This window comes from Pseudonocardia sp. (assembly GCF_029263155.1).
Classification (GTDB): Bacteria; Actinomycetota; Actinomycetes; order Mycobacteriales; family Pseudonocardiaceae; genus Pseudonocardia.
The window spans coordinates 1-25125 of the sequence record NZ_JAJCYB010000068.1 but is presented as its reverse complement, the minus strand read 5'-3'; the positions used below and the strand labels follow the sequence as shown (position 1 = coordinate 25125).

The following is a 25125-nucleotide window of genomic DNA, read 5'->3' as shown; positions in this document are numbered from 1 at the left end:
GTTCGTGGCGAGGGGTCAGCGGGCATCGCGGGGCTCCGGGGACCGGACGGGCGCGAGGCGGGCCGTCGCGGTCCGGACCGCCGCCGCCAGCGCGTCGTCGGACTCGGGTGGGACGGCGCGCAGGTCGAGCAGGCAGCGGCCGTGCTCGGTGCGGCCGAGCACGGCCGGTGTGCCCCGGCGCAGCGCGGCGGCGTAGCGCTCGGGCAGGGACACCGCCGCGCTGGGCAGGGTGACGCCGGGTGCGCCACCCCCGCCGACCGTGGACGCCGAGTCGACGGCGGCGGCGTCCACGCCCTCCGTGGCCAGGTCCGCGGCGAGCCGTTCCGCGCGGGCCCGCAGCACCGGGTGCTCGGCGTCGAGGGCGGCGCGCACCGGCGGTACCGGGCCGCGCAGGGTCGCCTCGAGCGCGGCGAGGGTGAGCTTGTCGACGCGCATCGCCCGGGCCAGGGGGTGGCGCCGGACGCGGGCCACGATGTCGGCCCCCGCGCCGGGTGCGCCGAGCACCAGCCCGGCCTGCGGGCCGCCGAGCAGCTTGTCCCCCGACGCGGTGACGACGTCGGCCCCCTGCGCCAGCGCCGTGGCGGCGTCGGGCTCGTCGGGCAGCAGCGGGTGCGGGGCGAGCAGGCCCGAGCCGATGTCGGCGACGACCGGTACCCCCAGCCCGGTCAGCTCGTCGAGGCCGCAGGCGCGGGTGAAGCCGCTGACGACGAAGTTCGACGGGTGGACCTTGAGGATCGCCGCGGTGTCCTCACCGACCGCGTCCGCGTAGTCGGCCCGGGCGACGCGGTTGGTGGTGCCGACCTCGCGCAGCCGCGCGCCGGTGGCCTCCAGCAGCTCCGGGATGCGGAAGCCGTCGCCGATCTCCACGAGCTCGCCCCGCGCGATGACCAGCTCGCGGCCCGGCGCCAGCGCCATCGCGACCAGCGCGATCGCCGCCGCCCCGTTGTTCACCAGGTGCGTTGCCGCGGCTCCGGGCACGGCGGCGAGCAGGGCGTCGACGGCGGCGGCTCCGCGCCGCCCGCGCCCGCCGGTGGACAGGTCGAGCTCGACGTCGCAGGTGCCCGAGGCGAGGTCCACGGCCGCGCGGGCGGCCGCGGACAACGGCGCCCTGCCCAGGTTGGTGTGCAGCAGCACCCCGGTGGCGTTGAGGACGGACCGCAGGCCGGTGGCGGTGGCGGGCAGGCTCGCCAGCGCGGCGCCGGCGACGTCCTCGGGCGCGATCTCCCCGGCCCGCGCCCGGCCCTGTGCGGCGACGACGGCGTCCTTCACCATCGCCCGGCCGAGCCGGGCCGCAGCGGCCGCGATCCGGGGCTCGGCGAGCACGGCGTCGGTGCGGGGCACGCGGCGGCGGGCGTCGAGGGCGGTCACGAGCGGAACTCTACGACCGTCCGCCGCGCCGCACCGCCGGCGTCCTGAGCGGGTGCCCTGGGCAGGTGCCGGTCGGTCGTGCCGAGGACGTCACCAGTACTCCGCTAATCGTTGGAATATCGTATGATGGTCGGGTGGCGGACACCGCAGCGCAGCACTGGGCCGAGGTCTACACCCGCCGTGGCGACACGCAGGTCAGCTGGTTCACCGCCGACCCCGCGTGCTCGCTGGAGCTGATCGGCGCCGCGGACCCGCGGCTCCCGGCCGTCGACATCGGGGCGGGCGCCTCGCGGCTCGTGGACGCGTTGCTCGACCGCGGGTTCACCGACCTCACCGCGCTCGACGTCTCCGACGACGGCCTCGCCCACTCCCGCGCCCGGCTCGGCGCCGCGGCCGATCGCGTGCACTGGGTCGTCACCGACGTGCTCGACTGGGCGCCCGACCGTCGGTTCGGGCTGTGGCACGACCGGGCGGTGTTCCACTTCCTCACCGACCCCGCCGACCGGCAGCGCTACCGCGACCTGCTGCGCGTCGCGCTCGCCCCCGGCGCGCTGGTCGTGGTCGGGACCTTCGCCGCCGACGGCCCGGAGTACTGCTCCGGGCTGCCGACCGCCCGCTACTCCCCGGACGAGCTGGCCGCGGCGCTGGGCGACCTGGAGGTGGTCGAGCGGCGCCGCGAGGAGCACCGCACCCCGGCCGGGGGGGTCCAGCCGTTCACCTGGCTCGCCCTGCGCTCCTGACCGACCGGAGGCCGCCTGGCCGGAGTCGGGCCGCGCGTCCGAGCAGTGGGTGTCGGCCGTTCCGGTACGCACCCGACGAGGTCGCGCCGGCCCTGTCGGTCTCGCGGTTCGTCGGCCTCGGGCTGATCGCGCCCCGGACGGCGCCGAGGAACACGCCATGGGGTGTCACCGCACCGCGCGGCGCAGCCCGGCACCCGTCACGTCCACCAGCACCGTCAGCAGGAGCAGGGTGCCGATGGTGGTCAGCGCACCGCCGTAGTCGAACAGTGCCAGCTGGGTCTGCAGCAGCATCCCCAGCCCGCCCGCGCCGACCACCCCGACGATCACGGTCTCGCGGATGGTGACCTCCCACCGGTAGATCCCGTAGCCGGCGAAGCGCGGGGCCGCCGCCGGCAGCACGCCGTAGGCGAACACCTGGCCGGGCGAGGCGCCCTGGGAGCGCAGGGCGTGCGAGGGGCGGCGGTCCAGGTTCTCGATCGTCTCGGCCATCAGCCGGCCCAGCACTCCCGCGGTGTAGACGCCCAGCGCGACCGCGCCGGGGAGGATGCCGGGCACGAACACGAACAGGGCGACCAGCGCCCACAGCGGCGGCGGGATCGCGCGCAGCACCACCAGCAACAGCCGCACCAGCGCCGCGACGGCCGAGCGCACGCGGGCGCGCTCGGTGGCGGGAGGGCGCGCCGCGGGCCCGGCGAGCAGCAGCCCGCCGAGGAACGCCAGCACGATGGCGAGCACGGACATCGCCAGCGTCTGGACCGACAGGCCGACCAGCCCGAGCACACCGCCCGCCCCGGATCCGCCCGGCCCGGCCGGCCCGGCGCCCAGCGTCGGCGGCAGGGACGCCGCGAGCAGATCCCCGGCGAGGCCCCAGGACCGGGCGTCGACCAGCGGGGCGAGGTCGAGCTCCACCCACCAGGCCGCGAGCGGCAGCGCGGCGACGGCGGCGGCGACCGACCCGACGACGAATCGGTCGCGCCCGCCCCGCGCGCTCCGGCCGGCCACCCGGTCGCGCACCGCCGCCCCCCAGGCATCGGCGACCAGGCTCAGCGCGATCAGGGCGTAGAGCAGGGTCCAGATCTCGGAGTAGCGCAGCGCGGTGAAGCTGAGCTGGAGCTGGAACCCCAGCCCGCCCGCACCGATCAGACCCAGCACCGTGGCACTGCGGATCGCGCAGTCCAGCCGGTAGAACGCGTACGACGTGAGCTCGCCCGCCGCGGCGGGGAGGACCCCGTACGCGAACGCGGCGGCCCGGCTCGCGCCCGCGGCGAGCAGCGCGTCGGCGGGGCGGCGGTCGACGTCGTCGACGATCTCGGAGAAGACCTTGGCCGTGATCGCCCCGAACGGGATCGCGATGGCCAGCACCGCCACGACCGGCTCGATGCCCAGCACGCTGAGCAGGAACAACCCCCAGACGATCTCGTGGATGCCGCGCGGCACCACGAGCGCACCCCGGGTGCCGATCCAGCACCGCCGACCGCGGCGGGTCAGCTCGCCGTGGCGCCCGCCCGCGCGCCACCAGGTCTGCGAGGCGAGCACCCCGCCGACGACCCCGAGCACCAGGCTCAGCGCCGTGCCGAGCGCCGCGAACCCCAGCGTGGTGGCCGCGGCCCGCACGGTCAGCCGGACGAAGTCGGGGGCGAGCTCGGGACGCACCGCCGCCGCGAAGAACTCGCCGACCAGCGCGAGCCCGGACGCCCGCGCGAGCGGCTCGCCCCGACCGGCGGCGCCCGCGAGGACGGCACCGGCAGCGGCGAGCACGACGGCCACCGCCACCCACACCCACCGGCGGCGGGCCCGGGAGCCGACGGCGCGGCGCGATGGGCCGGCCTCGCGACGGACGGCCTCGGTCAGCACCGGCGGCCGGTCGGCGGTCCCGGCCCCGGCCCCGGTTCGGGCCGGTGCGGCGTGGGCGCCAGCTCGTAGAGCGCGTCGGTCATCGTCGTGGTCAGCCGGTCGGGAGCGGTGTCGAACCGCACCCGGCCCTCGCGGACGCCGATCACCCGGTCGAAGCCGCGCCGGGCCAGCTCCACGTCGTGCAGGCTCGACAGCAGCGTCGCCCCGGACTCGCGGCACACCTCGTGCAGCAGGGCCACGATCTCCGCGCCGCGGGCGGGGTCCAGGCTGGCCACCGGCTCGTCGGCGAGGACGAGGGCGGGGCGTTGCACCAGTACGCGGGCGATCGCGACGCGCTGCTGCTCGCCGCCCGAGAGGGTGGAGGTGCGCTGGGTGGTCCGGTCGGCGAGCCCGACGCGGTCGAGGGCCGCCCGCGCGGTGGGGACGTCACGGGGGCGCAGCAGCGAGGTCAGCGAGCGCCACAGGGACCACTCGGCGAGCCGGCCCGCATTGACGTTGTGCACCACCTGCAACTCGCCGACGAGGTGGAACTGCTGATGGACGGTGCCGATCCGGCGCTGCACCGCGCGCAGGGCGCGGGCCGACGCGCCGGCCAGCTCGGCGTCGAGCACCCGCACACTGCCGCTGGTCGGTGCGACCGTGGCGTTGAGCAGCCGGATGATCGTGCTCTTGCCCGCCCCGCTCGGGCCGATCACCGCGACGTGCTGGCCGGACTCGACCGTGAGATCGAGATCGTCCACGGCCGTGAGTCCCCCGTAGCGGACCGTGACACCCCGCAGCTCGACGAGCACCGGCTACTGCAGCAGTCCGAGCCCGCGGGCGACGGTCTCGATGTCGGTGTAGTTCTCGGCGACGGTCGGCACGAACGCGCCCGCGGTGAACAGCTCCAGGATGTCGGTCTCGCGCTGGTCGCTGCCGTCGAGCCGGAGCAGGGCCGTGCGCAGCCGCTCGGTGAACCCGGCCCCGAAGTCGGCGTCGAGGTCCGGGCTGCCGAGCCAGTGGTAGTCGTGGTAGCTCGGGGTGCGGAAGATCTCGACGACCGCGGCGGGGTCGGCCGAGCCGTCGGCGACGCGGGCGTCCCACACCGACGCGCTCAGCGCGCCGACCTGGTACGTGCCGGCCTCGACGAGCGCGATCGTGGCGTCGTGCGAGCCGGAGAAGCCCGGGTCCCCGGCCAGCTCGGCCGGGGTCACCCCGGCCTGGTCGAGGAAGAACTGCGGCATCAGCCGACCGGACGTGGAGACCTCGCTGCCGAAGGTCAGCGTCCTCTCGCGCAGCACGGACAGCCCGGCCACGTCCGCGATCGGGGCGATCCCGGCTGCCGGGCTCGCGACGAACACGCTGCGGAAGTTCTCGTCGATGTCACGCTGGGCCAGCAGGACCGAACCGGGGACCTGCAGCCGCGCCTGCACGCCGCTGAGCCCGCCGAAGAACGTGGCGTCGACGTCCCCGCGCCGGAACGAGGTGACCGAGGCGGTGTAGTCGGTGACCGGCTGGTAGACCACGGTGACGCCGAGCTGCTCGCCGAGGTAGCTGCTGACCTCGCCGTAGAGGCGTTGCAGCTTCTCCGGGTCCTGGTCGGGGATGGCGCTGATGACCAGCTCCCGATCGGCCGGCTCGGCGGCCCCGCCGCAGGCCGTGGCGACGACGGCGAGGGCGGCGAGGGCCGCGGCCAGGTGGGTGCGACGCACGATGTCTCCTGCGGTCGGGGGTTCAGAAGGGCCAGCGGTCGCCGAAGCGGGCGGCGAGCCTGCCGTCGAGACCCCAGGTACGGCCCGACGGGTAGATCGCCAGCAGCGCCAGCGGCAGCAGGTCGACCGGGTAGGTCCAGAAGTACTGGGCGGCGCCGGAGAACAGGTACATCAGCCAGATCGGTCCGATCAGCAGCAGCGTGCCGAGCGCGGCGGCCCTGGTCAGTGCTCCGAACAGCAGGGCCAGGCCGGCCATGATCTCGACGATCGTGAGGAACACGCCGAAGGCGCCGTAGTTGGGCAGCACGATGTTCTGGTAGAAGGCGGCCAGCGGACCGAGGTAGGTCCCGGTGGAGGCGATGTCGGCGATGTCGCGGGCCTGCGGGAGCCACAGCAGGCCGGCCGTGGCGAACCCGAAGTCGTAGACGCCGACGTTGATCAGCTTGGCGAGGCCGTTGGTCAGCCAGATCAGGCCGAAGAAGATGCGCAGTACGGCGAAGGCGTGCGACAGCGAGCGATGGGACGCGGGGACCGAGGTCGGACGGTCGGTGACTGCGGCGGTGGGATCGGACATGGTCTGGTCACCCGTCTTGTCGGGGTCGGGAGGTTCGGCGTACCCGGACCGGGCACGTGTAGTCACGCTCAACGGATGCTGAGTGCGGAGTCGGCGCCGCGGGGTTGCCGGTCCACGAGGCGCAGCAACGTGTCGGCGGGTACCGACAGCGGGAGCGTCGTGCGGGTGATCAGCAGGTCGGTGTCGAGCCGACCGCCGCGCACCGTGGGCCCGAACGGGCTCCAGAACGCCCCGTCCGCGGTGATCGTCAGCTCGGCGGGGAGATCGGACTGGGCCGCGGCGACGCCGAGGCCCTCCTCGATCGCCCGGCCGCGGGCGATGATCGGCCGGATGACGTGGTCGTCGTCGGACACGCCGAGATCGCGGTGCAGCGCGCACAGCCGGTCGAGCTCGGCGTCCTCGATCGACTCGACCGTGGTGGCGATCCGGACGGTGACCCCGCGCTGCACGAGTGCCGGGATCGCGGCCACGACCTTGGCGAAGTTGTCCGGCGCCCGCATCTCGTCGTTGACGTCGGGGTCGGGCCGGTCCAGCGAGATCTGCAGTGACACCGGCTTCCCGGCGAGCACCTCGACGCGGCTCAGCAGCCGGCGCTGGAACAGGGTGGCGTTGGTCAGCGCGACGATCGGCAGGTACTGCGACATCTCGGCGAGCAGCTCGGGCATGTCGGGGACCAGGAAGATCTCGCCGCCGGTCACGCCGAGGCCGGTGAAGCCCAGCTCGGCGGCCTGGCGGGCGACCTCCAGCATCGCCGTGCGCCCGAGCTCGCGGCGCGCGACCTTCGGGCCGGACTCGGTGAGGCAGTAGGTGCACTCGATGTTGCAGTGGTAGTTGGCGTACATCCACACGCGGCCGGGCAGCGTGCCCGCGGCCACCGCGAGCCCGATCGGGCCCTCCTCGGCGGTCACGCCAGACCCTCCGCGCTCAGCCGGTCCAGGGTCTCGGTACCGGTCGGCAGGGCCAGCGCCGTGGCGAAGCGGTTGAGCAGCAGGGTGGCTCCGACCAGCGTCGTCAGCTCCACGACCTCGTGTGCGGCGAAGTGGGCCCGCACGGCCACGCGCGCGGCGTCGGGGACCGGGTCGTGGCCCGCGACCAGGTCGACCCAGTCGATCAACGCCAGCTCGCGCGCGTCGGAGAAGGCCTCGGCCACCGGGGTCTCGGAGCGCAGCGCGGTGACCTGCGCGCGGCTGAGCCCCGCGTCGAGGGCCACGACCGTGTGGGCCTGCACGCAGTACCGGCACCCGGCGAGCGCCGACGTCCGGACGATCACGATCTCCTTGGTGCGCCAGTCGATCCCCGACGGGCCCAGCGCCGTGCCGAGGAACGGCATCGCGACCTCGAGCAGCTCGGGAACGTGGGCCATCGCCGCGACGATCGGGCCGGGGTCCCCGCCGGCGTAGAACGGACGTGCCAGCAACGGAGCCTGGTCGGCGCAGATCAGGGGGATGTCGGGCGGGTCGACGACGGGAGCGCGCACGACGATGACCCTAGGCGGGGACGTGCCCCTGGACGGTCCCTGATCCCTTACCGGACGCTAACGGGCGCGCCGGGTGCACACCGGTGGTGCTGCGGTGCGGTGCGGTCGGTGGCCGGTCGTAGGGTGGCGGGGTGTCCTTCCGTCGCCTCACGCAGTTCAGCCACGGCGCCGGTTGAGCGTGCAAGCTCGCCCCCGGCGAGCTGGCGCAGGTCCTGCGCACGCTGCAACCGTCCGCCCATCCGGACCTCCTCGTCGGCACCGAGACCGGTGACGACGCGGCCGTCTGGCGGCTGGACGCTGCCCGCGCGCTGGTGGCCACCACCGACTTCCTGACCCCCGTCGTCGACGACCCGCGCACCTGGGGCCGGATCGCCGCCCAGAACGCCGTGTCGGACGTCTACGCGATGGGCGGGCGTCCGCTGTTCGCGTTGAACCTGGTGGCCTGGCCGTCGTCGGAGCTGCCCACCTCCATGCTCGCCGAGGTGATGGCCGGAGGCGCGGAGATCGGCACCGAGAGCGGGTTCGCCGTCGTCGGCGGCCACAGCGTCGACGATCCGGAGCCCAAGTACGGGCTCGCCGTCGTCGGCGAGGTGCACCCCGACCGCATCCTCACCAACGCCGGGCTGCGCGACGGTGACGTGCTCGTGCTCACCAAGGCACTCGGGATCGGGGTGGCCACCACCGCGATCAAGGCCGGGACCGCGCCGCCGTCGCTGCTCGCGGCCGCGGTCGCGTCGATGACCGCCTCCAACGCCCCCGCGGCCCGGGCGGCGGTCGACGCGGGCGCGCAGGGCTGCACCGACGTCACCGGGTTCGGGCTGCTCGGGCACCTGCTGAAGATGGCGGTGGCGTCCGGAGTCGACGCTCGGATCGACGTGGCCGCGGTGCCGTTCCTGCCGGGGGCACGGGCGCTGGCCGAGGCCGGGACGATGCCCGGCGGCTCCCGGCGCAACCGCGACTGGGTGGCGCCCTCCGTCGACGCCGGGGGGTACGGGGAGCTCGACGTGTTGCTGCTCGCCGACGCCCAGACCTCCGGCGGCCTGCTGTTCGGCGCCGCACCCGCCGAGGCGGCGGCCGCGGTGGCGGCGCTGGGCACCCCGGCCACGGTGATCGGCCGGGTCCGCACCGGCACCGGCCGCATCACGCTGCGCTGAGGCACCGAAGCTCGGACGAGTGGGACTCCCGTCCGAACCTGGGGGACGAGAGTCCCACTCGTCCGAGGGCGCCGGTGCTGCGCCGGTGCTATGCGTAGCTGCGAGGGGCCGCGGCGCCTGCCATCGGGACCACCCGGCGTTCCAGCCGGGCCGCCGCCGCCAGCAGCGCGGCCTCCGACCCGGGTCGGCCGACCAGCTGTACCCCCACGGCACGGCCCTCGACCAGCACCGGCGCCACGACGGCCGGCAACCCGGCCAGGTTCCAGGCCTGCGTGAACGGCACCTGCCGGGCCTGCGCGAGCAGGGTGCGCAGGTAGCCGCGGCCCGCGAACGCGCCAGCGGGGGGAGCGGGGGTGGCGACGGCCGGGCCCACCAGCAGGTCGTACCCGCCCTCGTCGAGCCAGTCGATCATGCGGTCGCGCCAGGCGGGGGCGGCGCGGCGGCCCGGGCGGGCGCGGCGGCCCCGGCGGGCGACCGCGGCCGTGCGCCGCTCCAGGTCGGCGAGGTCCAGCCCGAGTGCGGCGACGTCCCTGGCCACCCCGGCGTGCCAGCGGCGCGTCCACCGGGTGGTGAGCCCGCGCGGGTAGGGCGGGTCGGCGAGGCTGACGGCCGCGCCACCGGGTCCCGCCCGCAGGCGGGCGGCGGCCCCGACCGCGGCGGCGCGGTGGTCGGGGTGCAACCGGGAGATCGGTGACGGGACGCGCAGCGACAGCGCGATCCGGGCCGGCCCGGGCACGTCGAGCTCGACCGGCTCGCCGCGCAGCACGCCGAGCATGACGGCGGCGTCCTGCGCGGTCCGCGCGATCGGCCCCGCCTCGGACAGCCCGTACCAGTGCTCGGCGAGCCTGCCCGGGAGCGGGACGACGCCGGTACCGGGCTTGAGGCCGACGAGCCCGCAGTACGCGGCCGGGATGCGGATCGAGCCACCGCCGTCGGTGCCCAGCGCCAGCGCGGCCATCCCGGCCGCCACGGCCGCGGCGCTGCCGCCGCTGGAACCACCGGGGTCGCGATCGGTGTCGAGGGGGTTGCGGGTGGTGCCCAGCGCCGAGTGGGTGAAGCCCCAGATCGCCAGCTCCGGCATCCGCGTCTTCCCCACGACGACGGCGCCGGCCGCGCGCAGGCGTTTGACCAGGTCGTCGTCACGGCGGGCGGGCTCGCACGAGGTGGCGGCGGAGCCGTGCCGCGTGGGGTAGCCGGCCACGTCGACGCAGTCCTTGACCGCCACGGGCACCCCGGCCAGGGGCAGGGCGAACCGGTCGGCCCGCGCGTCGACGGCCTCGGCCTCGCACAGCACGCGCCGCGGGTCCACGACCTGGAACGCACCGACCCGGCCGTCACGCTCGGCGATCCGGTCGAGGTGGGCACGCGCGACGTCGACGGCGCTGCTCCAGCCGTCGTGCACGCGCGCCGCGATCTCGGCCGCGCCCATGGCGGTGAGGTCCATCCCTCCACCATGGCACTGATCAGGGGTTATCGGGAAACGACCCGCCGGACGCAGGATCAGCGGTGCCCGATCCGGCGCCGGGTGCGGATGGCAGGCGGACGGGGCACGCGGCGCCGAGCATCGACTCGGTGTCGTCGTCGACGGCGGTGTGGAACCTCGCATGACGGCGGATCGCGGGCGTTCGCGTCACCGGAGCCCGGCGGTCGACCCGCCGTGACGGCGACGGGGAGTGGCGGAGGCGGACGGGAATCGAACCCGCCTGGCCGAGATGCTCGACCACGTCGGTGTTGAAGACCGCGGGGGCCACCAGGCACCCTTACGCCTCCGTGCGTGCACTCAGGCGGTGACGTCGAGCGCCTCCGGCACCCCGTCGGCCGTGTCGAACAGCGTGAGCAGCCCGGTGGACTGCAGCGCGCGGGTGACGATCCGCGAGCCGCACACCAGCCGCAGCCGGTGGCCGCGGCGGTCGGAGTCGTCCTTCGCCGCGACCAGCACGGCCAATCCCGCCGAGCCGAGGAACGTGACGTCGGACAGGTCCAGGACCAGCAGCGGGACCGCCGCGATCTGCTCGTCGAGCTGGCCACGCAGCAGCGGGGCCGTCAGGGTGTCGATCTCGCCCACGACGTGCACCACCCGTGCGTCGGGACCGTGGTCGACCACGTCGAACCGGATGACCTCGCCGGGGTCACCGGGCGCCCCGTCGTCGACGGGGAGATCGCCGCTCATGCGAACCGGCTCCTCCAGGGGATCGCGGACAGGACGCGCGGGCCGTTGATCGAGCCGCCGGGCAACCCTACGACCGGTGCCGGAACGGGCACAACACGCCCCCCTGCGTCACCGGTTCGGAGGGGTACGCAGTGTTTGCGGTGGTGTGACGTGGGGTACATCGGCGCATGGCCCGCGAGGGGTCCACCAGAGGAGAACACCATGATGCGCAGGGGTACGCAGGCCGATCTGCAGCGGGTCCGGCACGTACTGGCGGGTCTGGCCTTCCCGGCCGCGAAGTGGCAGCTGATCATCCACGCCGAGGACTACGGCGCCGACGCCTCCACGCGGGCCGAGCTGTGGGCCCTGCCGCCCGGCGACTACCCCGATCTCCCGGCCGTGTTCGTGGCGCTCGGTCTCGCCTCCGTCGCACCCCGTCGGCCCCCGGCGCAGCGCCCCGCCTACCGGGTGGCGCCGGCCGTGCAGGTCGCCGCGCGCGACAGCAGCTGATCGCCCCGGAGGACCGCGGCCGGTCCCGGGTCGTCGTGCTCGTCCACGTCGGGGGACCATGGCCGGGTGTCGGGTGACTTCTCGGTCCGTGTCGGTGTCCGCAGCTACGAGGTGGACGTCAACGGCCACCTCAACCACGCCATCTACCACCGCTACGGCGAGCACGCCCGCAGCGAGCTGCTCGCCGCCGCCGGCTGCTCCATGCCGCAGATGCTGGAGCAGGGCGTGGGGATCGTGCTGCTGGAGACGACGTGCCGGTTCCTGCGCGAGCTGCGCTACGGCGACGAGCTCGACGTCGACGCCCGCGTCGGGTTCGGCGAGGGCAAGACGTTCCGGATCGCGCAGACGCTGCGCCGCCTCGACGGCGTCGTGGCCGCGGAGATCACCTGCGTGATGGGCCTGCTGGACAGCCGGGCGCGCCGGTTGCTCCCCGACCCGCGGGAGCAGCTGCGCAAGCTGGCCACGGACCCGGGGGTACTGGGGATCGGCTGACCACCCGCTCCCGGTCGACCGCGCAGCTCGGCGGCGTGGGGAGGTGGGTGGGCGGTACCGACCCGCTCGCCGACCGCGACCCGCTCGTGGCGCCGGTGCCGCCCGCCCACTGGTGCCCGTCGACGTCGCGAGCCCGGCCGGCGTCCCCATCGGGGCGGTCCAGGGCGTCTCGCCGGGCGCGTTCCTGATCGCGGCCGGCGTCGCCGTGTCGCGGATCACCGACGAGGAGCGGACCAGCGGTATCCCGGGGGCCGGTCGTCGACTCCTTGAGCACGGCGCCGCCGCTGGGGAGCGGGGCAGGCGCGCCGCCGCCGGTCCGGACCACGGGTCCGGGCCGGCGGCGTGCTGTCCGGGCCGCGGATCCCGCCGGGCCCGGGCGGCCGACTCGCGAGGGAGTGCGCGAGTCCTCCATCCGGACACGGGGTGTCGGCGGATCCGGCACGGTGCGCGCGGGGCCCGACCATAGGATCCGCGGATGACCGCACGCGGTGACCGGGACGTGCTCCGGGTGCTCCTTGCCCGCCGCGACGTCGGTCGGCGAGCCGACGGGAACCGTGTCGCCCTCGTCATCGGTGGGGGAGGGATGCGCGGGGCGTACGTCGCGGGGATGTTGCACGCGCTCGACCGCGCCGGCCTGCGGGAGTCGTTCGACGAGGTGTACGGCGCGTCGTCGGGTGCGGTCTCCGCGGCGTCGTTCGTCACCGGAGCCGCGGACCGGGGTGCCGCCGCGTTCCCCGAGGACCTCGCGTCGACCCGGTTCATCGACCTGCGCCGCCTCGGCACCCGGCGCCCGGTCGTGTCGCTCGACCACCTGATCGTCTCCGTGCTCGGTGGCACCAAGCCGCTGTCGTGGGAGCGGTTGGGCGACAGCCCGGTCCCGCTGCACGTCGTCGCCACCGACTCGGCCGACCTCACCCCGCACGTGCTCACCGGACTGCGCACCGCCGACGACTGGCGCCGGGGCCTGCGCGCCACCGCCGCCATCCCGCTGCTCGCCGGGCCGCCGGTGGAGCACGCCGGTCGCCGGTGGGTCGACGGCTCGGTGGGCGAGCCGCTCGCGCTGGCCCGGGCCCTGCGCGGCGGTGCCACCCACGTGCTGGCGCTGGTGTGCCGGCCGGAGTCGGAGATCCACACCTCGGCGGACCTGTCCTTCTGGGCCCGCGCGCTGGACCGCGTGGTGCCGGGGCTGGGGACCGTGGCCCAGGGCTCGCGGCGCTACGGCGCCGACCTGCAGATCGTCACCGACGCCGCGCACCCCGGCCGCGGGCCGGCGCACCTGATGGCGCTGGGTCCGTCCCGGTCGGTGGGGATGGGCGCGCTGTGCGGCGATCCGGTCGTGGTCGCCGAGGCCGTGCGGGTGGGGGACGAGTCCGCGGTGGCGGCCCTGGCGTGCGCGCACTGACGCGGCGCCGCCGGTGGCCACCGCACCCCCATGGGTGGCTCGCGCCGCGGGCGGTTTCGCGCGCTGCCGGCGGTTTCGCGCGCCGCGGGCGGTTTCGCGCGCTGCCGGCGGCGCGCGGGACGCGTTCCGGCGCGCGGGCCGGTCGAGCGGCTGGGGTCCCGCGCGCTGCGGGTGGGTCCCGCGCGCCGCGGGTGGGTTCGCGCGCTGAACCGGCTCCCGCGTGCCGTCGGCGGCGCGCAGGACGCACCTGCGCGCGCGGGCGGCCGAGCGGGCCGGGATCCCGGCGCGAGCGACCGTGCCCCGGGTAGCGTCCGGAGCATGGGCGAAGCATCGGTACGGCCGCGGGCCGCGGTCGTCGTCACCGGGAGCGAGCTGCTCACCGGCGCGATCTCCGACAGGAACGGTCCCTGGGTGGCCCGGGAGCTGGGTGGGCTCGGGTTCGAGGTGTCGCACGTGCTCGTCGTCGGCGACCGGCCCGACGACCTCGCCGCCGCGCTGCGCTTCGCCGCCGACGCCGGGGCCGCACTGGTCGTCACCAGCGGCGGGCTCGGGCCGACGGCCGACGACCTGACCGCCGAGGTCGTCGCCGGGTTCGCGGGTGTGCCGCTGGAGCTCGACGAACCGATGCGCGCCCACATCGCCGCCATCCTCGCCGCGTGGGCCGCCCGCACCGGGTTCGACGGGCCGGCGCTGGAGGAGGCCAACCGCAAGCAGGCGATGGTGCCGCGCGGGGCGGTCGCGCTGGCGCCGGTCGGCACCGCACCGGGGCTGGTCGTGCGCACGGCCGGCCCGCTGGTCGTCGTGCTGCCCGGACCGCCGCGCGAGCTGCAGGGGATGTGGCCCGCCGCGCTGGCGTCCGAGCCGCTGGCCGAGCTGCTGGCCGGGGTGCCGCGGGCGGCGTCGCGGTCGCTGCGCTACTTCGGGCTGCCCGAGTCCGAGATCGCCGCCACGCTGCGGGAGCTCGACGTCCGCGACGTCGAGGTGACCACCTGCCTGCGCCGTTCCGAGCTGGAGGTGGACCTGCGCCCGCGCCCGGGTGCCGAGGACACGGCCGCCGCGCTGGCGTCGGAGCTGGCGCAGCGGCACGCCAGGCACCTGGTCAGCGCGGACGGTGCCGGCACCGACGAGCTGGTGGCCGCCGGCCTGCTGGCGAAGGGCGCGACGGTGGCGACCGGGGAGTCGTGCACCGGGGGGATGCTGGCGTCGCGGCTCGTGGACCGGGCCGGGTCGAGCGCATACGTGGCGGGCGGGGTGGTGGCGTACTCGAACGAGGCCAAGACCGCGTTGCTCGACGTGCCGGCGGAGTTGATCGCCGCGCACGGTGCCGTGTCCCCGGAGGTGGCGCGGGCGCTGGCCGACGGCGCGCGCAAGCGGTTCGGCGCCGACGTCGGCATCGGGATCACCGGGGTGGCCGGGCCGGACGGCGGCACGGCGGCCAAGCCCGTCGGGTACGTCTGCTTCTGCGTGACCACCGGGGACGGGCTGGTGCTGGCCCGCGACCCACAGCTGCCGGGCGGTCGGGCCGACGTGCGGGAGCGCGCGACGGACGTGGGGATGCACCTGCTGCTGCGCGCCGTCCGTGGGTGAGCCGAAGTCCCCACCACGTCGATCTCACCCGCGCTCGGCGACGACGTAGCCGTAGCACTGGGGCGGCGCGAGGTCGTCGGGCGAGGGCGGTCCCTCGCCCCGGAAGACGATGCGGAACCCCGCTGTGACCAGCCGGCGCTCCATCTCACCCATCGACAGCCAGTAGACGTCGAACTCGACCCCGACGGACCGCCCGCCGCGACGGACCCGGTCGTCGCCCAGCTTGAACGCCGTGGCGAGCAGGCCCCCGGGCCGCACCACCCGGGCGAGCTCGGCGAAACCGCGTGGCCGCTCGGCGGGCGGCAGGTACATCAGCGAGTACCAGCACAGCACGCCCGACAGCTCCCCGTCGGCGAACGGCAGTCGGCGCAGGTCGGCGACCTCGAACGGGATCCCCGGATGGTCGCGGCGGGCCACGCGCACCATCTCCGGCGAGAGGTCGATGCCGTGCGGCGCCGGCCCGCGGCGGGCGAGGTACCCCGACATCCGGCCCGATCCACAGCCGATGTCCCCGACCGCTGCGCCACCGTCGCGCTCGGCCAACAGGTCGCAGAACAGGCCGAGCACCGCGCGATCCACCGGCGCCCGGTCGAGCGAGTCCGCGAGGCGCTCGGCGTACAGCTCGGCCAGCTCGTCGTGCGCGTCCCGCAGCTCCGCGGTCGTCTCGTCCATCCCGGCAGGCTAGCCAGGCCCACCGACACCTCCCGCGAACGACAGCGGCGCCGCCCAGCGTTCCCGCTGGTCGGCGCCGCCGTTCGAGGCCTGGGGTCAGGCCGCCTGCTTGGTCTCCCAGAAGATCTTGTCGATCTGGGCGATCAGGTCGAGCAGCTCCTGGCCGGTGGCCGGGTCGTTCGACGCCTTCGTGCCGGACGCGCCCGCGGCCTTGGTGGCCTTGTTGAACAGCTCGTGCAGCTCCGGGTACTTCTCGAAGTGCGGGGGCTTGAAGTAGTCGGTCCACAGCACCCAGAGGTGGTGCTTGACCAGGTCGGAGCGCTGCTCCTTGATGTCGATCGCCCGCGCGCGGAAGGCCGGGTCGTCGTTGCCCTGGTACTTCTCCTGGATGGCCTTGACCGACTCGGCCTCGATGCGGGCCTGGGCGGGGTCGTACACGCCGCAGGGGAGGTCACAGTGTGCGGTGGCCTCCAGCCGCGGGCGGAGAATACGGGACAGCATCCGCGTGTCGTCCTTCCTGAGAGTTGATCGATCTCGTTTCCGTCACCCTACTCTCGGTGCTTTCCCGGGACCGGACGGAGATATGCCATGAGGTGGCGCCGAGTGGTGGTGCGAGGTCCGTCGATGTCCCCGACGGTGGGTGACGGCGACGTGGTGCTCGTGCGTTTCGGTGCACCGCCCGCGACGGGCGACGTCGTGCTCGTGCGCTGGTCAGCACGCCCGGAGCAGCTGTCGGTCAAGCGAGCGGTCCGACCCGAGCCCGGCGGGTGGTGGGTGCTGGGTGACTTCCCGGAGGCGTCGACCGATTCTCGAATGCTCGGCGTGGCGAACGTCATCGGGGTCGTGCGATTCCGGATGTGGCCCCGGCCCGGCCGCCTCCGAGTACTGCCGCCTGGCGTCAGCAAATAGCTGCTTTCTGCAATACTGATGCAATAGAATGGGACGCGTGACTGCACCGCTCGGCCGAGGCAGTGGCTCGACCGGTCCCCGGCTGTCACGATGGACCGATGACCGGGAGCGAGGCGCAGGACGAGGCGGCCGTGATGCCGACCGACCGCCGCTTCGGCGACGGTCTCGCCGTGGGGCCCGACCTGGAGGGTGCGGCCGAGGTAGCCGTCGCCCAGGCCCTCGAACCGCTCCGCGGGACCGTCCCCGACCTGGTCTGGATCTTCGTTGCGCCCGGGCGGCTCGGCGGGGACGCCGCGGCTGCCGCGGGCAGGCGGGCCATGGAACTGGCCGGCGCCGGTGTCACCGTCGGCGGCACGGCGGGAGGCGTCATCGGCGACGGGCGCGGGGTGGAGCACGGCCCGGCCGTCGCGGTGTGGGCGGCCACGTTGCCCGGCGTCACGGTCCGCCCGTTCCGGCTCACGGCCGAGCAGCACGACGGCGCGGTCCGGTTCCCGGGCCTGCCCGAGCGGCGCTCGGACGACCGGGTGGCCGCGCTCGTCGTCGACCCGTACTCGTTCCCCGTGGGCGGTTTCCTCCAGCACGGCAACTCCACGATGCCGGGGTTCCCACTGGTCGGCGGCCTGACGGGCGCACCGGGCGGGCCGGGGGCCAACCGCCTGTTCCTGGACGGGGAGATCCACGACCGCGGTGGCGTCGGCGTGCTGCTGGGCGGTGACGTCTCCGCCCGCACCGTCGTCAGCCAGGGGTGCCGCCCGATCGGACCGGCGATGGTGGTCACCCGGGTCGAGCGCAACGTGCTGCTCGAGCTGGCCGGGTCACCCGCCTACCGGCGCCTCGCCGAGATCGTGACGTCGCTGCCGCCCGCCGAGCAGGAGCTGGCGGCCCGCGGGCTGCACGTGGGCATCGCGATGAACGAGTACGCCGACGACCACGGCCGCGGCGACTTCCTCGTCCGCGGCGTCACCGGGGTCGACGAGGCCACCGGCGCCGTCGCGATCGGGGACGTCGTCGAGGTGGGCCAGACGGTGCGGTTCCAGGTGCGCGACGCCGCGGGCGCGGGGGAGGACCTGACCGAACTGCTGGGGCCGGACCCGGCGCGCGGTGCGCTGCTGTTCTCCTGCAACGGTCGGGGCACGACGATGTTCCCCGACGCCGACCACGACGTGCAGGCGCTGCGCCGCACGCTCGGCGGCGGGTCGGGCATCGCGGGCTTCTTCGCGGCGGGCGAGATCGGCCCGGTCGGCGGGCGCAACCACCTGCACGGGTTCACCGCGTCGGTGCTGACCTTCCGCTGAGATCGGGCCGACCGCCCGACCCACCGTCAGCGGACGAGACGGAACAGCGCGCGCACGTCGTCGACGAAGACCTCCGGTTGCTCCAGGGAGGCGAAGTGCCCGCCGGTGTCGGGCTGGTTCCACAGCCGCAGGTCGGTGTAGCGGCGCTCGACCCACGACCGGGGGAGCCGCCACAGCTCCCGGGGGAACAGCGTGACCCCGGTGGGCACCTCGACGAGGTCGAGCCTGCGGCGCTTGTAGCTCTCCCAGTACAGCCGCGCCGACGACGCGCCGGTGCCGGGCAGCCAGTAGAGCATCACGTTGTCGAGCAGCCGATCGCGCGCGATCACGTTCTCCGGCGGGCCCGCGCTGTCGGTCCAGTCCCAGAACTTCTCGACGATCCACGCGGCCTGCGCCGCGGGGGAGTCGAGCAGGCCGTAGCCGAGGGTCTGCGGGCGGGTGGACTGCACCGCGGAGTAGCCGGTGCCGTGCGCCTGGAACATGCGGCGGTCGGCGAGCGCCTTCTCCTCGGCCTTCGTCAGCGGCGGGACCTCGCCCTCGGGCGGGCGCTGCGCGAGGGGCATCGTGATGTGGATGCCGGCCACGGCGTCGGGCATCCCGGTGCCGAGCGCCGAGGTGATCATCGACCCCCAGTCGCCGCCCTGCGCGCCGTACCGTTCGTAGCCCAGCCGGTCCATCAGCTGGGCCCAGGCCACGGCGATCCGCTCGACGCCCCACCCGCTCACCGAGGGCTTGTCGCTGAACCCGAACCCGGGCAGCGACGGGATCACGACGTGGAACGCGTCGCGCGGGTCAGGCGGGTCGGTCAGTGCCTCGACCACGTCGAGGTACTCGATCACCGAGCCCGGCCAGCCATGGGTGAGGACCAGCGGCATCGCGTCGGCGTGCCGGGAGCGGACGTGCAGGAAGTGGATCTGGCAGATGTCGTCGCCGCCACCGTCGAGACCGGTGCGGAACTGGGGGAGCGCGTTGAGCTCGGCCTCGCAGCGTCGCCAGTCGTAGCGGGTCGCCCAGTGCTCGCACAGCTCGCGCGCGTAGTCCAGCGGTACGCCCTGCCCCCAGCCGTCCACCGTGGACGGATCGGGCCAGCGGGTGCGCGCGAGGCGCTCCCGGAGATCGTCGAGGGCGGATTCGGGGATGTCGACGCGGAACTCCCGCATCAGAGTTGTACGCCCCGGCTCAGCGCGCCGTCGACGACCAGGTTGGTGCCGGTGATGAACGAGGCACGCGGGCTGGCCAGCATGGTGACGGCGTAGGCGATCTCCTCGGCCGTGGCCATCCGGCCGGTGGGGTTGAGGCCCATGGCCGTGGCGAACAGCTCCGGGTTGCCGCCCTCGATGGACTCCCACACCCCACCGGGGAAGTAGGTGTTGCCGGGCGAGACGCAGTTGGCGCGCACCCCCGCCGCGGCGTGCTCGAAGGCGAGCCCGGAGACGTAGTGCACGACCGCGGCCTTCATCGTGCCGTAGGCGTCCTTCGCGAAGTCGATCTCGCGCCCGGACACCGACGAGATCGCCACGATCGCTCCCCGCGACGCCGTCAGGTGCGGCAGCGCGGCCTCGCACAGACGCACCGTGTGCATGAGGTCGACCTCGAAACCGGCCTTCCAGTTGTCCTCGCCCGCCCCGATGGCCAGGGCGCTGACGTTGGCCACGGCGACGTCGACGCCCCCGAGCCGCTCCGCCGACGCGGCCACCCAGGCGGCCAGCGCGGCCCCGTCCGCGACGTCGAGCGCGGTGCCCACGGCCCCGGTCTCGGCCTGCGCCGCCTCGACCTCGGCCGCCGTGCGCGCGCAGAACGCGACCGTCGCGCCCTCGGCGAGCAACGCCTCGACCACGGCGCGCCCGATGCCCTTCGTGCCGCCGGTGACGAGCGCGACCTTGCCGGTCAGCTGGAGATCCATCTAGCGGAGTCCTTCCGAGAGGGAGCGGAGGTGGCGGTGCATGCCACCGTGGGCGTCGGCGACGGGCAGGTGGCGCTTCTCGACCTTGGTCAGCGCGCTGTAGTTGGTGTCGCAGACGTTGGCGAGCGGGGACAGCGCGATCTGGGTGAGCAGCTGGTAGGCGTCGAGGGGATCGAGCCCGTACAGCTCGCCCAGCCACATGATCATGCCGTGCTGGCTGGCCCGCCAGGCGTCCTCCAGGGGCCGGGCCGAGCCGACGACGGCGTAGTGGTCGTCGTGCTCCAGCCGGGGCCAGGCCGGCGCGCCGCCCTTGATGAGTTCCACGACGAGCGTGACGTCCATGGCGCCCTCGACGGCCGTCCCGCAGCTCTCCCCCTCACCCTGGCGGTAGTGCCCGTCGCCCACGGAGAACAGCGCGCCCTCGACGTTGACGCCGAGGAAGCAGGTGGTGCCCGGCTTCATCTCCGGGGTGTCCATGTTGCCGCCGAACGTGTCGGGCACCAGCGACGAGCGCACCTCGCGACCGGGCGGGGCCACGCCGACCGTCCCCAGCATCGGTTCCAGGGGCAGGTCCAGGCTCAGGTTCGCGGCCTCGTAGCGGAGCAGGCCCGCGGCCCGGTCGAGCTGGTAGATCCACGTGCGCTCGGGCAGCGGCTCGTGCAGCAGGTAGGGGTGGGTGAGCGCGCCGAAGAACGGGATCGTCGAGCTCGCGGCCCAGTCCCGGGCCGGGGTCAGATCGACGATGTGGATCGCCAGCGTGTCGCCCGGCTCCGCGCCCTCGACGAAGAACGGCCCGGTCTGCGGGTTCACCTGCGTCATGTCCAGCACCTGGCTGGGCCGGTCGGTGGTGCGCTGCAGGCGCCCGGAGAACGCGTCCTCCGTCCACAGCTTCAGCATCGTGCCGGGGCGGATGCGATGCGTCGGCGCGACCCCGCCGAACGTCCACGCGTACTGGTCGGGGGTGGGGCGGAACTCGACGACGTCCATCGGCGGTGATCGTTGCGTGCACACCGACCGGGCGCAAGGGTGGGCATGGTGACGCCCGCCGCAGGGTCACCGGCCCGCGCGGACGGCGGCGTCGTCACGGCCTGCGCCGGCCCGACGCCCCGAGCGCCCGCGAGACCCCGCGGGCCGCCGCCCGCACCACCGGTACGTACGCGCGGGCGTCCGAGCGCGCCGGCACCACCACCGACAGGGCCGCAACGACCTCGTCGCCCGCCCCCCGCACCGGCGCGGCCACCGAGAGGGCCACGAGCTCGATCTGCCCGTCGCTGACGGCCACCCCGGTGCGCCGGACCTCGGCCAGCACGCGCCGCACCTCCTCGGGTGCGCAGACGGTCTTGTCCGTGTAGCGCTTCAGCGGCCCGGCCAGCACCTGTTCCTGCAGCTCGGGCGGGGCATGGGCGAGCAGCGCCAGCCCCACACCGGTGGCGTGCAGCGGCAGCCGCCCGCCCACGCGCGTGATGACGTTGACGGCCCCGTGCCCGGACAGCCGCTCCACGTAGACGGCGTCGCGCCCGTCGAGCACGGCGAGCTGCACGTTCTCGCCGGTGACCTCCTGGAGATCGGTCAGGAACGGCATCGCCGACTCGCGCAGCCCCAGCGACCGCGGGGCCAGCGCGCCGACCTCCCACAGCCGCAGCCCGATCCGGTACCGCCCGTCGTCGTCGCGTTCCAGCGCCCCCCACGCGACGAGCTCGCCGACGAGCCGGTGCGTCGTGCTCAGCGGGAGGTGCGCGCGCCGGGCGAGCTCGGTGAGCGTGAGCAGCGGCCGCGCCGCGTCGAACGCGTCGAGCACCCCGAGCACCCGAGCGGTGACCGAGGACCCCATCCCGCCATCCTTCCGCTCGACGGAAGCGCTCGTCCAGCCGCCCGCGCCCTGCGGGTCCCACCTCGCGGCTTCCGGCCAGTGGAAGTCGCGTCGCGGCCCGTTCGGTGCGGGGGTCAGGGTGGACGCCATGCGGACGCAGGTGGGGATCGTGGGCGCCGGCCCGGCCGGGCTGCTGCTGTCGCACCTGCTGGCCCGCCAGGGCATCGACTCGGTGGTGCTGGAGGCCCGCAGCCGCGAGTACGTCGAGCAGCGGGTGCGGGCGGGCGTGCTGGAGCACCCCACCGTGGAACTGCTGCGCGAGGTCGGGCTCGCCGAGCGGCTCGACCGCCAGGGCCTGGCGCACCAGGGCATCCGGCTGCGCTTCGACTCCGCCGACCACCGCATCGACTTCGCCGACCTGGTCGGGCGGGGCATCGTCGTCTACGGGCAGCAGGAGGTCGTCAAGGACCTCATCGCCGCGCGGCTGGCCGACGGCGGCGACATCCGCTTCGGGGTCACCGACGTCCGCCTGGACGGCGTCACCGGCGACCCGGTGATCCACTTCGGGGACGGGGAGGAGCTGCGCTGCGACGTGATCGCCGGCTGCGACGGCTTCCACGGCGTCAGCCGGGCTGAGGTGCCGCACACCGCGTTCGACCGGCGGTACCCGTTCGCCTGGCTCGGGATCCTCGCGCACGCCGCGCCGATCCACGACGAGCTCGTCTACGCGAACCACCCGGACGGTTTCGCCCTCTACTCGATGCGCAGCCCCGAGGTGACGCGCCTGTACCTGCAGGTCCCGCCGGACACCGACGCCACGGACTGGTCGGACGCGCAGGTCTGGGACGAGCTGCAGCGGCGCCTGGGCACCGAGATCAACGAGGGTCCGCTGCTCGAGAAGGGCGTGACGGGCATGCGCAGCTTCGTGGCCGAGCCGATGCGCCACGGGCGGCTGTTCCTGGCCGGCGACGCCGCACACATCGTGCCGCCCACCGGGGCGAAGGGCATGAACCTGGCGGTCGCGGACGTCCGGGTGCTCGCCGACGCGCTCGGCTCGTACCTGCGCGGCGGCAGCGAGACCGGCATCGACGCCTACTCCGACACGTGCCTGCGCCGGGTCTGGCGCGCCGAGCACTTCTCGTGGTGGATGACCACGATGCTGCACGCCGGCGACGACGACCCGTTCGCCCGCAGGCTGCAGCTCGCCCAGCTCCAGCAGACCGTGTCGTCCCGCGCGGCGGCCACCACCCTCGCCGAGAACTACGTCGGCCTGCCCCACGGAGCCCTCTGATGACCTTCCGCCCCGCCGCCGAGGGCACGCACCCGCCGCTGCTGTTCCCCGGGTACGGCAGCACGCTGCAGCGAGCGCCCGCGCAGCCACCGGTGGTGCTGCGCCAGCGCCGTACGGAGCTGACCGGGCCGCGACTGCACGGACCCGCGGGCCCGAGCGACCACGACCTCACCACCCAGCACGCGGGCGAGCCGATCGGCCAGCGGATCGTCGTGTCCGGCCGGGTCCGCGACTCCGACGGCCGCCCGGTCCCGGACACGCTCGTCGAGGTCTGGCAGGCCAACGCCGCGGGCCGCTACGCCCACGCCGGCGACGACTGGCCCGCCCCGCTGGACCCGAACTTCACCGGCGGCGGCCGCGTCGTCACCGACGCCGGCGGCCGGTACACGTTCACGACGATCAAGCCGGGCGCGTACCCGTGGGGCAACCACCGCAACGCGTGGCGGCCCGCGCACATCCACTTCTCGCTGTTCGGGCTGGCGTTCACCCAGCGCCTGGTCACACAGATGTACTTCCCCGACGACCCGCTGTTCGCCCAGGACCCGATCTTCAACTCGGTGCCCGACGAGAAGGCGCGCATGCGCATGGTGTCCACCTTCGACCTCGACGCCACCCGCCCCGACTGGGCACTGGCCTTCCGCTTCGACATCGTGCTGCGCGGCCGCGACCAGACGCCCTTCGAGGAGGCGCACGCATGACGGAGACGCCGTCCCAGACCGTCGGCCCGTTCCTGACACTCGGCCTGGCCTGGCGGGACGGGCACCTCGCCGTCCCGCTGGGCACGCCCGGCGCGTGCTGGGTCTCCGGGGTGCTCCGCGACGGCGCGGGCGAGCCCGTCACCGACGGGCTGGTCGAGACCTGGCAGGTCGAGCCGGAGGCCTTCGGCCGCGCCGCCACCGACGCGCACGGGCGCTACGCGATCCACACCGTGAAGCCGGGCGCGGTCGACGGCCAGGCCCCGCACATCGACATCTCGGTGTTCGCCCGTGGCCTGCTCGACCGCGTCGTCACCCGCCTCTACTTCCCCGACGAGTCCGCCGCGAACGCGGCCGATCCCCTGCTCGCGGCCGTGGGCCCCGAACGGGCCGGCACGCTGGTCGCCCGCCAGTCCGGCGCGGACCTGGTCCTCGACATCCACCTGCGGGGGCCCCACGAGACGGTGTTCCTCACGCTGTGAGGCGAACCGGTGGGGCCGGTAACGCGTAGATCACCCGATCAGCGGGAATCCGCCCCCGATCACAGCGTTTCCACAGGTGGGAGACAGCACGCTCCCTGCTGGACGTGATCTGATGAGATTCCGGTCGGGGGAGGAGGTGGGCACGTGGTCACGATGGCGTCGCCCGCGCCGCCCGTGGCGCCGGGCTTCCGCGACCGCCACCCGCTGACCGTGCAGCTCACCCGCTACGTCGTGGCCGGCGGGGTGGGGACCCTCACCAACGCGCTCGTGTACCTGCTGCTGCGCAACTGGTGGGACCTGTTGCCGGCCAACCTGGCGGCGCTCGTCGTCAGCACGCTGGTCAGCACCGAGGTCAACCGCCGGTTCACGTTCTCCGGTGCCGAGGTCCACCGCTGGCGGGTGCACGTGCAGACCGCCGGCATGGTGGCGTTCTACGCCGTCTACAGCTCCGCCGTGCTGCTCGCCCTCACCGTCGTGGTCGACAGGCCGACGCCGCTGCTGGAGTCGGCCACGGTGGCCGCCGCCAGCGTCCTCGGTGGCGCCGGCCGCTTCCTGCTGCTGCGCTACTGGGTGCTCGACCGCGACTCCGACGGCCCGTCGCTCGCCGATCGGCTCCACGCCCACTGGCACGGCCGCCGCCGGTGGACGACCGCGTCGGCCGTCGCCTTCGTGGCCGGGGCGCTCCTGGTGGTGACCACCGCGGCGTGTGGCCTGGTCGGGTACTGACCGTCCCGGCATGGCACGGTGTGCACATGAGACACACCACCGCGAAGCGGACGATCGTCGCAGCCTTCGCCGGCGCGGCACTGCTGCTCTCCTCGGCCGGGGCGTGCGGCGCCGGGGGTGAGGTGGACGACGACGACAACCCCGGCGTCTCCGAGCAGCAGGACGGGGACGACGGCGGGGACGACGACGGCGGGGACGACGGGGACGACGACTGACAGTGAGTATGTAGGGGAGCCCCGCAGCGGTCGTCCTGACCCAACGTCTGACTGGCTGCGTGCCTTTAACGGGATCTGTCGGTCGGTCCGCTGCGGGGCTCGTTCTGCACTCACCAGACGCGCGGTGTG

General features: G+C 74.8%; 28 protein-coding genes and 1 tRNA gene. 13 read left to right on the top strand and 16 right to left on the bottom strand.

Annotation, left to right across the window (positions count from 1 at the left end):
- Positions 1–15: 15 nt before the first annotated feature.
- Positions 16–1368, bottom strand: coding sequence for an L-seryl-tRNA(Sec) selenium transferase (selA, locus tag Q1K26_RS13125; RefSeq protein WP_300011284.1), 1353 nt, complete (start codon positions 1366–1368; stop codon positions 16–18).
- Positions 1369–1502: 134 nt separating this feature from the next.
- On the opposite strand from selA, the gene Q1K26_RS13120 reads away from it, so the two are divergent.
- Positions 1503–2108 (top strand): class I SAM-dependent methyltransferase, encoded by a 606-nt coding sequence (locus tag Q1K26_RS13120; protein ID WP_300011281.1) that lies wholly within the window; start codon positions 1503–1505, stop codon positions 2106–2108.
- 165 nt (positions 2109–2273) lie between these two features.
- On the opposite strand, the gene Q1K26_RS13115 is transcribed toward Q1K26_RS13120, so the two are convergent.
- The 6 genes from Q1K26_RS13115 to Q1K26_RS13090 are packed head-to-tail and all read right to left on the bottom strand — an operon-like array spanning position 2274 to position 7704.
- Positions 2274–3962 carry an ABC transporter permease subunit gene (locus tag Q1K26_RS13115; protein ID WP_300011278.1) on the bottom strand — a complete coding sequence of 563 codons (1689 nt, stop codon included), beginning with the start codon at positions 3960–3962 and terminating at the stop codon, positions 2274–2276.
- Positions 3956–4702 carry an ATP-binding cassette domain-containing protein gene (locus Q1K26_RS13110; RefSeq protein ID WP_300011276.1) on the bottom strand — a complete coding sequence of 249 codons (747 nt, stop codon included), beginning with the start codon at positions 4700–4702 and terminating at the stop codon, positions 3956–3958. The genes Q1K26_RS13115 and Q1K26_RS13110 overlap by 7 nt, the downstream gene beginning before the upstream one ends.
- Positions 4703–4756: 54 nt before the next feature.
- Complete coding sequence (locus tag Q1K26_RS13105) at positions 4757–5653, bottom strand: putative selenate ABC transporter substrate-binding protein (protein WP_300011273.1); 897 nt, start codon at positions 5651–5653, stop codon at positions 4757–4759.
- 22 nt (positions 5654–5675) lie between these two features.
- The gene (locus Q1K26_RS13100) at positions 5676–6293 is read right to left on the bottom strand and encodes a DoxX family membrane protein (protein WP_300011270.1); all 618 of its coding nucleotides are present in this window, start codon (positions 6291–6293) and stop codon (positions 5676–5678) included.
- A gap of 2 nt (positions 6294–6295) precedes the next feature.
- Positions 6296–7135 (bottom strand): radical SAM protein, encoded by an 840-nt coding sequence (locus Q1K26_RS13095; protein WP_300011267.1) that lies wholly within the window; start codon positions 7133–7135, stop codon positions 6296–6298.
- A complete protein-coding gene (locus Q1K26_RS13090; RefSeq protein ID WP_300011264.1) occupies positions 7132–7704 on the bottom strand; it encodes a carboxymuconolactone decarboxylase family protein in 573 nt (190 codons plus the stop codon). Before Q1K26_RS13090 ends, Q1K26_RS13095 begins: the two co-directional genes overlap by 4 nt.
- 131 nt (positions 7705–7835) lie before the next feature.
- Between Q1K26_RS13090 and selD the strand changes: the two genes are divergently transcribed.
- The gene (selD, locus tag Q1K26_RS13085; protein WP_300011262.1) at positions 7836–8858 is read left to right on the top strand and encodes a selenide, water dikinase SelD; all 1023 of its coding nucleotides are present in this window, start codon (positions 7836–7838) and stop codon (positions 8856–8858) included.
- Positions 8859–8946: 88 nt separating this feature from the next.
- Here the strand turns inward: selD and Q1K26_RS13080 are convergent, their stop codons facing one another.
- The 3 genes from Q1K26_RS13080 to Q1K26_RS13070 all read right to left on the bottom strand — a co-directional run bounded on the left by Q1K26_RS13080 (position 8947) and on the right by Q1K26_RS13070 (position 11028).
- Complete coding sequence (locus Q1K26_RS13080; protein ID WP_300011260.1) at positions 8947–10302, bottom strand: amidase family protein; 1356 nt, start codon at positions 10300–10302, stop codon at positions 8947–8949.
- A 230-nt stretch (positions 10303–10532) separates the two neighbouring features.
- Positions 10533–10628, bottom strand: a tRNA-Sec gene (locus Q1K26_RS13075).
- A gap of 10 nt (positions 10629–10638) precedes the next feature.
- The gene (locus Q1K26_RS13070; RefSeq protein WP_300011259.1) at positions 10639–11028 is read right to left on the bottom strand and encodes an STAS domain-containing protein; all 390 of its coding nucleotides are present in this window, start codon (positions 11026–11028) and stop codon (positions 10639–10641) included.
- 201 nt (positions 11029–11229) lie between these two features.
- Here Q1K26_RS13070 and Q1K26_RS13065 point away from each other — a divergent pair, with 201 nt between their 5' ends.
- The 4 genes from Q1K26_RS13065 to Q1K26_RS13050 all read left to right on the top strand — a co-directional run bounded on the left by Q1K26_RS13065 (position 11230) and on the right by Q1K26_RS13050 (position 14998).
- The gene (locus tag Q1K26_RS13065; RefSeq protein WP_300011256.1) at positions 11230–11517 is read left to right on the top strand and encodes a DUF2795 domain-containing protein; all 288 of its coding nucleotides are present in this window, start codon (positions 11230–11232) and stop codon (positions 11515–11517) included.
- A 66-nt stretch (positions 11518–11583) separates the two neighbouring features.
- The gene (locus Q1K26_RS13060; protein ID WP_300011253.1) at positions 11584–12009 is read left to right on the top strand and encodes an acyl-CoA thioesterase; all 426 of its coding nucleotides are present in this window, start codon (positions 11584–11586) and stop codon (positions 12007–12009) included.
- A 475-nt stretch (positions 12010–12484) separates the two neighbouring features.
- A complete protein-coding gene (locus Q1K26_RS13055; protein ID WP_300011250.1) occupies positions 12485–13411 on the top strand; it encodes a patatin-like phospholipase family protein in 927 nt (308 codons plus the stop codon).
- Positions 13412–13729: 318 nt separating this feature from the next.
- On the top strand, positions 13730–14998 hold the full coding sequence (locus tag Q1K26_RS13050) for a competence/damage-inducible protein A (RefSeq protein WP_300011247.1): 1269 nt from the start codon (positions 13730–13732) through the stop codon (positions 14996–14998).
- A 24-nt stretch (positions 14999–15022) separates the two neighbouring features.
- Here Q1K26_RS13050 and Q1K26_RS13045 read toward each other — a convergent pair whose 3' ends face one another.
- Positions 15023–15670, bottom strand: coding sequence for a class I SAM-dependent methyltransferase (locus Q1K26_RS13045; protein WP_300011244.1), 648 nt, complete (start codon positions 15668–15670; stop codon positions 15023–15025).
- Positions 15671–15766: 96 nt separating this feature from the next.
- Entirely contained in the window at positions 15767–16171 is a 405-nt protein-coding gene (gene sodN, locus Q1K26_RS13040; RefSeq protein WP_218030022.1) for a superoxide dismutase, Ni, read from the bottom strand.
- 87 nt (positions 16172–16258) lie between these two features.
- On the opposite strand from sodN, the gene Q1K26_RS13035 reads away from it, so the two are divergent.
- Both Q1K26_RS13035 and Q1K26_RS13030 read left to right on the top strand, forming a co-directional pair.
- Complete coding sequence (locus Q1K26_RS13035) at positions 16259–16579, top strand: S26 family signal peptidase (RefSeq protein WP_300011238.1); 321 nt, start codon at positions 16259–16261, stop codon at positions 16577–16579.
- A 98-nt stretch (positions 16580–16677) separates the two neighbouring features.
- Positions 16678–17874 (top strand): FIST N-terminal domain-containing protein, encoded by a 1197-nt coding sequence (locus Q1K26_RS13030; RefSeq protein WP_300011235.1) that lies wholly within the window; start codon positions 16678–16680, stop codon positions 17872–17874.
- Positions 17875–17900: 26 nt separating this feature from the next.
- On the opposite strand, the gene Q1K26_RS13025 is transcribed toward Q1K26_RS13030, so the two are convergent.
- From Q1K26_RS13025 to Q1K26_RS13010, 4 genes are all read right to left on the bottom strand, one after another.
- Positions 17901–19034: an epoxide hydrolase gene (locus Q1K26_RS13025; protein ID WP_300011232.1), complete on the bottom strand. Its 1134-nt coding sequence runs from the start codon at positions 19032–19034 to the stop codon at positions 17901–17903.
- The gene (locus Q1K26_RS13020) at positions 19034–19777 is read right to left on the bottom strand and encodes an SDR family oxidoreductase (RefSeq protein ID WP_300011229.1); all 744 of its coding nucleotides are present in this window, start codon (positions 19775–19777) and stop codon (positions 19034–19036) included. The genes Q1K26_RS13025 and Q1K26_RS13020 overlap by 1 nt, the downstream gene beginning before the upstream one ends.
- Positions 19778–20764: an acetamidase/formamidase family protein gene (locus tag Q1K26_RS13015; RefSeq protein WP_300011227.1), complete on the bottom strand. Its 987-nt coding sequence runs from the start codon at positions 20762–20764 to the stop codon at positions 19778–19780. It lies immediately after the preceding gene.
- A gap of 94 nt (positions 20765–20858) precedes the next feature.
- Positions 20859–21608: an IclR family transcriptional regulator gene (locus Q1K26_RS13010; protein WP_300011224.1), complete on the bottom strand. Its 750-nt coding sequence runs from the start codon at positions 21606–21608 to the stop codon at positions 20859–20861.
- Between the two features lie 127 nt (positions 21609–21735).
- On the opposite strand from Q1K26_RS13010, the gene Q1K26_RS13005 reads away from it, so the two are divergent.
- From Q1K26_RS13005 to Q1K26_RS12985, 5 genes are all read left to right on the top strand, one after another.
- Entirely contained in the window at positions 21736–22878 is a 1143-nt protein-coding gene (locus Q1K26_RS13005; RefSeq protein WP_300011221.1) for a 4-hydroxybenzoate 3-monooxygenase, read from the top strand.
- On the top strand, positions 22878–23576 hold the full coding sequence (gene pcaH, locus Q1K26_RS13000; protein WP_300011218.1) for a protocatechuate 3,4-dioxygenase subunit beta: 699 nt from the start codon (positions 22878–22880) through the stop codon (positions 23574–23576). Before Q1K26_RS13005 ends, pcaH begins: the two co-directional genes overlap by 1 nt.
- Complete coding sequence (locus tag Q1K26_RS12995; protein ID WP_300011215.1) at positions 23573–24055, top strand: protocatechuate 3,4-dioxygenase subunit alpha; 483 nt, start codon at positions 23573–23575, stop codon at positions 24053–24055. The genes pcaH and Q1K26_RS12995 overlap by 4 nt, the downstream gene beginning before the upstream one ends.
- A 153-nt stretch (positions 24056–24208) precedes the next feature.
- Positions 24209–24781, top strand: coding sequence for a GtrA family protein (locus tag Q1K26_RS12990; RefSeq protein ID WP_300011322.1), 573 nt, complete (start codon positions 24209–24211; stop codon positions 24779–24781).
- Positions 24782–24807: 26 nt separating this feature from the next.
- Positions 24808–24996 (top strand): hypothetical protein, encoded by a 189-nt coding sequence (locus Q1K26_RS12985; protein ID WP_300011212.1) that lies wholly within the window; start codon positions 24808–24810, stop codon positions 24994–24996.
- Positions 24997–25125 lie beyond the last annotated feature (129 nt).

What these genes read in the sequence shown, in the direction of transcription:
- Q1K26_RS13080 (WP_300011260.1), bottom strand. Translation starts at nt 10,302, where the DNA reads ATGGACCTCACCGCCATGGGCGCGGCCGAGATCGCGGCGCGCGTGCAC.
- Q1K26_RS13070 (WP_300011259.1), bottom strand. Translation starts at nt 11,028, where the DNA reads ATGAGCGGCGATCTCCCCGTCGACGACGGGGCGCCCGGTGACCCCGGC.
- Q1K26_RS13065 (WP_300011256.1), top strand. Translation starts at nt 11,230, where the DNA reads ATGATGCGCAGGGGTACGCAGGCCGATCTGCAGCGGGTCCGGCACGTA.
- Q1K26_RS13055 (WP_300011250.1), top strand. Translation starts at nt 12,485, where the DNA reads ATGACCGCACGCGGTGACCGGGACGTGCTCCGGGTGCTCCTTGCCCGC.
- Q1K26_RS13050 (WP_300011247.1), top strand. Translation starts at nt 13,730, where the DNA reads ATGGGCGAAGCATCGGTACGGCCGCGGGCCGCGGTCGTCGTCACCGGG.
- Q1K26_RS13045 (WP_300011244.1), bottom strand. Translation starts at nt 15,670, where the DNA reads ATGGACGAGACGACCGCGGAGCTGCGGGACGCGCACGACGAGCTGGCC.
- sodN (WP_218030022.1), bottom strand. Translation starts at nt 16,171, where the DNA reads ATGCTGTCCCGTATTCTCCGCCCGCGGCTGGAGGCCACCGCACACTGT.
- Q1K26_RS13035 (WP_300011238.1), top strand. Translation starts at nt 16,259, where the DNA reads ATGAGGTGGCGCCGAGTGGTGGTGCGAGGTCCGTCGATGTCCCCGACG.
- Q1K26_RS13030 (WP_300011235.1), top strand. Translation starts at nt 16,678, where the DNA reads ATGACCGGGAGCGAGGCGCAGGACGAGGCGGCCGTGATGCCGACCGAC.
- Q1K26_RS13025 (WP_300011232.1), bottom strand. Translation starts at nt 19,034, where the DNA reads ATGCGGGAGTTCCGCGTCGACATCCCCGAATCCGCCCTCGACGATCTC.
- Q1K26_RS13020 (WP_300011229.1), bottom strand. Translation starts at nt 19,777, where the DNA reads ATGGATCTCCAGCTGACCGGCAAGGTCGCGCTCGTCACCGGCGGCACG.
- Q1K26_RS13015 (WP_300011227.1), bottom strand. Translation starts at nt 20,764, where the DNA reads ATGGACGTCGTCGAGTTCCGCCCCACCCCCGACCAGTACGCGTGGACG.
- Q1K26_RS13010 (WP_300011224.1), bottom strand. Translation starts at nt 21,608, where the DNA reads ATGGGGTCCTCGGTCACCGCTCGGGTGCTCGGGGTGCTCGACGCGTTC.
- Q1K26_RS13005 (WP_300011221.1), top strand. Translation starts at nt 21,736, where the DNA reads ATGCGGACGCAGGTGGGGATCGTGGGCGCCGGCCCGGCCGGGCTGCTG.
- pcaH (WP_300011218.1), top strand. Translation starts at nt 22,878, where the DNA reads ATGACCTTCCGCCCCGCCGCCGAGGGCACGCACCCGCCGCTGCTGTTC.
- Q1K26_RS12995 (WP_300011215.1), top strand. Translation starts at nt 23,573, where the DNA reads ATGACGGAGACGCCGTCCCAGACCGTCGGCCCGTTCCTGACACTCGGC.
- Q1K26_RS12990 (WP_300011322.1), top strand. Translation starts at nt 24,209, where the DNA reads ATGGCGTCGCCCGCGCCGCCCGTGGCGCCGGGCTTCCGCGACCGCCAC.
- Q1K26_RS12985 (WP_300011212.1), top strand. Translation starts at nt 24,808, where the DNA reads ATGAGACACACCACCGCGAAGCGGACGATCGTCGCAGCCTTCGCCGGC.